Source organism: Mesorhizobium sp. M1A.F.Ca.IN.020.06.1.1, assembly GCF_004023265.1.
GTDB lineage: Bacteria > Pseudomonadota > Alphaproteobacteria > Rhizobiales > Rhizobiaceae > Mesorhizobium.
Genome location: NZ_RZSR01000335.1, coordinates 1 through 5604, shown reverse-complemented (window position 1 = coordinate 5604; position 5604 = coordinate 1). Strand labels below are relative to the sequence as shown.

General features: G+C 63.5%; 6 protein-coding genes. All 6 read right to left on the bottom strand.

Features of this window, described 5'->3' with window-relative positions; all coding sequences use genetic code 11:
* Positions 1-161 precede the first annotated feature (161 nt).
* Positions 162-635, bottom strand: coding sequence for a hypothetical protein (locus EOA60_RS16250; RefSeq protein WP_128311597.1), 474 nt, complete (start codon positions 633-635; stop codon positions 162-164).
* Between the two features lie 133 nt (positions 636-768).
* Positions 769-1731 carry a type II secretion system F family protein gene (locus EOA60_RS16245; RefSeq protein ID WP_067328072.1) on the bottom strand — a complete coding sequence of 321 codons (963 nt, stop codon included), beginning with the start codon at positions 1729-1731 and terminating at the stop codon, positions 769-771.
* Between the two features lies 1 nt (position 1732).
* Positions 1733-2698 carry a type II secretion system F family protein gene (locus EOA60_RS16240; RefSeq protein WP_095826110.1) on the bottom strand — a complete coding sequence of 322 codons (966 nt, stop codon included), beginning with the start codon at positions 2696-2698 and terminating at the stop codon, positions 1733-1735.
* A 3-nt stretch (positions 2699-2701) separates the two neighbouring features.
* A complete protein-coding gene (locus EOA60_RS16235; protein ID WP_095802174.1) occupies positions 2702-4123 on the bottom strand; it encodes a CpaF family protein in 1422 nt (473 codons plus the stop codon).
* Positions 4120-5334 carry a response regulator/pilus assembly protein gene (locus tag EOA60_RS16230; RefSeq protein WP_095826111.1) on the bottom strand — a complete coding sequence of 405 codons (1215 nt, stop codon included), beginning with the start codon at positions 5332-5334 and terminating at the stop codon, positions 4120-4122. The genes EOA60_RS16235 and EOA60_RS16230 overlap by 4 nt, the downstream gene beginning before the upstream one ends.
* A gap of 13 nt (positions 5335-5347) precedes the next feature.
* On the bottom strand, positions 5348-5604 hold a 257-nt coding region (locus EOA60_RS16225), incomplete at its 5' end, for a hypothetical protein (protein ID WP_128311595.1).

Sequence of the window (5604 nt, the reverse complement as noted above, 5' to 3'; positions counted from 1 at the left end):
CCGTTGGGGAGACTCGTTGCTTCCTCAATGTAGGTTGTAGAGGCGTGGCGCAAACCCTTTTCGGCCGGTGTCCGCTGCTCGCTCGACAAAGGGTTTACAAAGCGTCGACATGTCCGCTGAAACTACGGCCCGGTTCCGCGGCGGGACGAGCCGGAAGCGGATCAGCTCTTGTCGAGCAGCGCTAGGTTGGCGTTGACCACGGTCTGGTCGGCGAGACCGGCCTTGGCTTCGAGCAGCAGCGCCCTTGCCTTCTTCTTGTTGCCGCGCAGGAGCTGCGAATAGCCCATATTGTTGACGATCTGCGGCTTGCGCCCGGCGACCCTCAGCAATTGCGCATAGGCGCGGTCGGCGAAGTCGAAGCGGCCGAGCTCGTCATAGGAGGCGGCAAGCCCCATCCAGGCTTCGGCATTGTCTGCCTTGAGCTCCACCGCTTTGCGGAAATGCTGTTCTGCGAGACCGAAATTCGCCTCCCGGAATTGCGCCTTGCCCTCCGTCAGGTCGGCGGCGCTGATATCCTTGGCCGTCGCCTGGATTGCGGTGGTCTTGGTCGTGTCGACGCTGCTGTTCGTAGTACAGCCGGTGATCATCAAGCCGGCCGCCAATACCGCCGCTGCCGTGGAAAGTCTGTGACGCATGCCCTGCCCCGTCGCCCGATTTGCCGGGTCGTTCTTCAGCAAGGACCATACAGGAGAGCGATTAAGCTTCGGTGCCGAAATGCGCCTAAATTTCAGTTGCTTGCAAAGGATGCGTTAACCAGCACCGCCGGCCTCAGTGCGACGTCAGCCTTACCACGATCGGGATGATGGCGACCATCAGCACCACCGGCAGGATGCACACCGTCACCGGGACCGACATCTTGGCCGGCAAGGCATGCGCCTTCTCCTCGGCAAGCGACATGCGCTTGTGGCGCATTTCGTCGGAAAAGACACGCAGCGCTCCCGACAGGCTGGTGCCGAGCTCCTTGGACTGCTGCAGGAGCGTCGCGAAGGAGCGCACCTCGTCGAGGCTGAGGCGATCGGCGAGCGCCTTCAGCGCATCGTCGAGGCTGCGGCCGGCCCTCAGCTCCAGCGACACCAGCTGCAGGTTCTGGCTGAGCGACGGATAGGTCCTGGCGAGTTCCTTCGAGACCCGCTCGATGCCGGCCTCCATGCTCATGCCCGCGTCGGAGCAGACGATCATCAGATCCATGAAGTCGGGAAAGCCATTGCGGTATTCGCGCATCTTTTCCCGCACCTTCTGTGTCAGCACCAGGCCGGGCAGGAAATAGCCGGCCGCTCCCGACAGGATGATGAAGGTCCAGCGGCTGGTCACGGTCGATTCGGCGCTGGCCGCCCAATGGTTGACCAGGAACGCCCCAAGCGCCATTCCGACCAGCGCGGCAAAACGGATCAGGAAGAACGTACCGACGGCGCGCGGCTCCATGTAACCGGCCTGGATGAGCTTCATGCGCAGTCGCGCGACATTCTCCGGATCGCTCTTGGCATAGAATTCCTGCGCCCGCCTCACCGCCTTCTCGCGCACGGCGTTCGCGTTTTTCCTGGGTGCCGGCTCGTGCTGCTCGATCGGCTGCGCCGCCTCGACCTTCAGCCGGCGCTTGACCTCGTTGCGGTCGCCCTGCGCGACGACCAGCGGCCAGGCCACCGCGCCGCCGCCCATCACCAGCAGCAGCACAGCCACCGGCATCAGCGATGTCGGCGCTAGCGAGGCAAGGAAGCGGATGACCTCGTCCATTTCAGAACCTGAAATTCGACATCTTGAACATGATGGTATTGCCGAGCAGGAGCCACAGGATCGAGCCGCCCAGCATGTACCAGGTCTTCGGTATCCCCCACACCTCGCGGTAGAATTGCGGCATCAGCACCATGATGGCGGTGAACAGAAGCACCGGCACGGCGGTCAGGATATAGGCCGACATGCGGCCTTCGGTCGAAATGGCGCGCACCTTGCGCCGCAGCTTGCCGCGCTCGCGGATGGTCGACGACAGGCCGTCGAGGATCTCGCGCAGATTGCCGCCGGAGCTGCTCTGGATCGAGACTGCGGTGACGAACAGCGGCAGGTCCTCATGGCCGACGCGATCGAACAGGTTGTTGAGCGCTGAAACCAGGTCCGAGCCATAAGTCACTTCGTCGGCCACGACGCCGAACTCGGTGCCGATCGGATCGGCCATCTCGCGCGCCACCATCGCGATCGCCACCGGCACCGGGTGGCCGGCCTTGAGGCCGCGCGTGATCAGCTCCAGCGCTTCCGGCAATTGCATGCCGAAGCGCTTAAGCCGGCGCTTGCGCAGAAAACGCATCGCCATAACCGGCAAGACCGGCACCAGCACCAGAAGCAGGACCAGCCCGAACAGCAAAGGCAGGCCGTACCAGACGGCGAAAAGCGCCAGAGTGAACGCTGTCCCCGACGTGATCGTGAGGAATTTGGGCATCGGCATGATCATGCCGGACTGCGTGCGCAAGGCGCGAAAGCGATCGAAAGAAAGGAGGGGCGTGCCCTCTTCCATGCCGCGCTCCTTGCGCAGCTGGATCAGCACCTGCTCCTGGCTGATCTTGTTCTCCGCCAGCTTCATGCGGCGATTGATCGCCGTGCGCTTGTCGCTGCGGCCGGCATAGAGCAGGTAGCAGCCTTCGGCGATCATGATGCCGGTGAGCGCCGCCGCCGCGTAGACGGCATAGATCGGGCTGAATCCCTCGAGCACCGGCTACTCCTGCGGCCGGCCGGGTTCGAAATACTTGCCCGGAAATTCAATGCCCATGTTGCGCAGGTCCTCGAGGAAGCGCGGTCGGATGCCCGTTGCCTCGAAATGGCCGACGATCTTGCCGTCCGCCTCCATGCCGGTGCGCACGAAGCGGAAGATCTCCTGCATCTGGATGACGTCGCCTTCCATGCCCGTCACCTCGGCGACGCTGGTCACCTTGCGCTTGCCGTCGGACAGGCGTGTCAGCTGCACGATGATGTCGATGGCGCTCGCAATCTGGCTGCGGATCGACTGCACCGTCATCGGCATGCCGGTCATGCCGAGCATTTGTTCGAGGCGCGATATTGCGTCGCGCGGCGTGTTGGCGTGGATGGTCGCCATCGACCCTTCATGGCCGGTGTTCATAGCCTGCAGCATGTCGAAGGCTTCCTCGCCACGGCACTCGCCAAGGATGACGCGGTCGGGCCGCATGCGCAGCGCGTTCTTGACCAGATCGCGCTGCTTCAGTTCGCCATGACCCTCGATGTTTGCCGGGCGCGTTTCCATGCGCGCGACATGCGGCTGCTGCAGCTGCAACTCGGCGGCGTCCTCGATGGTGATCAGGCGCTCGTCCTCGGGAATGAAGGCCGACAAGGCATTGAGCATCGTCGTCTTGCCGGTGCCGGTGCCGCCGGAGATGATCGTCGTCTTGCGCGCATGCACGGCCGCCGCCAGCACCTCGGCCATGTTCTGGGTGATGGCGCCGAACTCGACCAGTTTGTGCAGACCGAGCTTGTTCTTGGAGAATTTGCGGATCGACACCAGCGGCCCGTCGACGCCGACCGGCCTGATCGCGGCGTTGAAACGCGATCCGTCGAGCATGCGGGCGTCGACCATCGGCTGCGATTCATCGACGCGGCGGCCGACGGCCGCGACGATTTTATTAATGATCCGAAGCAGATGCGCCTCGTCCTTGAACGGGATATGGACCTGCTGCAGCTTGCCTCGCTTTTCGACGAAGCAGTTCTGATGGCCGTTGATCAGGATATCGTTGATCTCCGGATCCTTGAGCAGCGGCTCCAGCGGGCCGAGGCCCACCATCTCGTCGACGATGTCGTCCACCAGCGCGTCCAGCTCGGCGGTGTTGATCGCCATTCGCTCCTGACGGGTCTTTTCCGAGACGAATTCATGCACCTGGCGGCGCATTTCGTCCTTGGGCAGCCGCTCCAGAGCGACGAGGTTGATTTCTTCGAGCAGCATGCGGTGGATGCGCACGCGCGCGTCGAGCACCTTGTTGGCGCTCTTTGCGGGTGCTGCTTCCAGCTTCGGCGGCGCCGGCTTGCGGGTCGTCGGAATGACCACGGCGTGATGCGCAACGGGCGCGGGTTCGGGCGCCCGCAGCGGACGGACATCGCGATTCTGCAGGTTGGAGAAGCGACTGCTCATCCTGCTTTCCTCTTCAAGAGGCCCTTGCCGAGGCCGAACAGCGACTTCGATTTTGCCGTCGTCGCCACGGCCTCCTCGGGCAGGATGATTTTCTTCAGGTCATTGACGACATTGGCGTTCGGATCGATGTCGTGCAGCGGCACGCCGCGGTCGACGGCCTCGCGCACCAGCCGGTAGTTGTTGGAGATGCCGCCGACGAAGTGCTCGCCGAGGATATCCTGGACGTCAGCCTGCTTGATGCCGCTGTCGAACATCTTCTGCTCGAAACGGTTGACGATGACGTTCGGCTTCACTTCCCTGCCGGCCGTCTCGTAGATGGCCTGGATGAGACGCTGCGTGTGGCGCAGGCAAGGTACCGTCATCTCGGCCACGATATAGAGCTTGTTGGAGCCGAGCAGCACCGTCTCGGTCCACGGGAACCAGGTGCGCGGCATGTCGATGACGACATTGTCGAAATAGGCCGAGACGAGGTCGAGCATGCGCACCACGACATCGGTCTTGAACGAGCGCATTTCGGAAGGGCGCGTCGGCGCCGCCAGCACGCAGAGCCCGCTTGCATGCTTGGACAGCATGACGTCCAGCAGCTGCCGGTCGAGACGTTCGGGCTGGTTCTCGATTTCGGTGATGTCGAAGCGCGGCTCGAGGTCGAGATATTCGGCGCAGGCGCCCTGCTGGAAATTGAGGTCGACCACGCAGGTCGAGGCGCCTCGCGTCACCGAATGGTGCAGCTGGAAGGCGGTCTGCAGGGCAAGCGTGGTGGTGCCGACACCGCCGGCGGCCGGCATGAAGGTGTAGATTTGCGATTCGCTGTTTTCCTCCCGCCCCGGCCCTTGAAGCGCGCGAATGACGGAACGCACCAGATCGGCGGTGGTGATCGGCTTTACCAGGAAGTCGGCGACTTGGAGCTGAACCAGGATGCGCACCGCCGCCGCATTGAATTCCTGCGTGACGACGACCACGGGCACGCGGCCTTCGATCCGGCGCATGATGCGCTGCAGCGACTCGATCTCTTCGAGCTTGGCCGCGTCCATGTCGACAATGACGGCGCCGAAATCGGTCTCCTGGACCTCGCCGCGCAGTTCGTTGACGCTTTTCTCGACCGTCAGAAGCTCGATGACCTCGGATGCAGCGAAAGCCGTCCGCGTGTCCTGCGAAAACGCCCGATCGGTCGAAACGAGCAGGATCTTCTTGGTCTTGGTGCCCGATGCCATGGTCGTCAGCTCATCAGTCTGCTGTCGTTGATACCGATGTCGTTGAAGCCGACGCCGCGCCGCCCTTCGCGCCCGCGGCAGTGGCCGTGGAGTTCGCGCTCGGAGCCGGCACCAGAAGCCTGGTGTTCTGGACGCCGTACTGCCAGGGATCGACCATCTGCATGGCCGTGTTGGACGCCTGCGCATTGCCGGCGGCCGGCGTCACGCCTTCGGTGCGCACATAGTCGTCGCTGGTGCAGCCGGAGAGCGCGCTGGCGAGCAGCAGAGCTA

Excerpts from the sequence above, each read along its gene's own strand:
- EOA60_RS16250 (WP_128311597.1), bottom strand. The coding sequence starts at position 635 with ATGCGTCACAGACTTTCCACGGCAGCGGCGGTATTGGCGGCCGGCTTG.
- EOA60_RS16245 (WP_067328072.1), bottom strand. The coding sequence starts at position 1,731 with ATGGACGAGGTCATCCGCTTCCTTGCCTCGCTAGCGCCGACATCGCTG.
- EOA60_RS16235 (WP_095802174.1), bottom strand. The coding sequence starts at position 4,123 with ATGAGCAGTCGCTTCTCCAACCTGCAGAATCGCGATGTCCGTCCGCTG.
- EOA60_RS16230 (WP_095826111.1), bottom strand. The coding sequence starts at position 5,334 with ATGGCATCGGGCACCAAGACCAAGAAGATCCTGCTCGTTTCGACCGAT.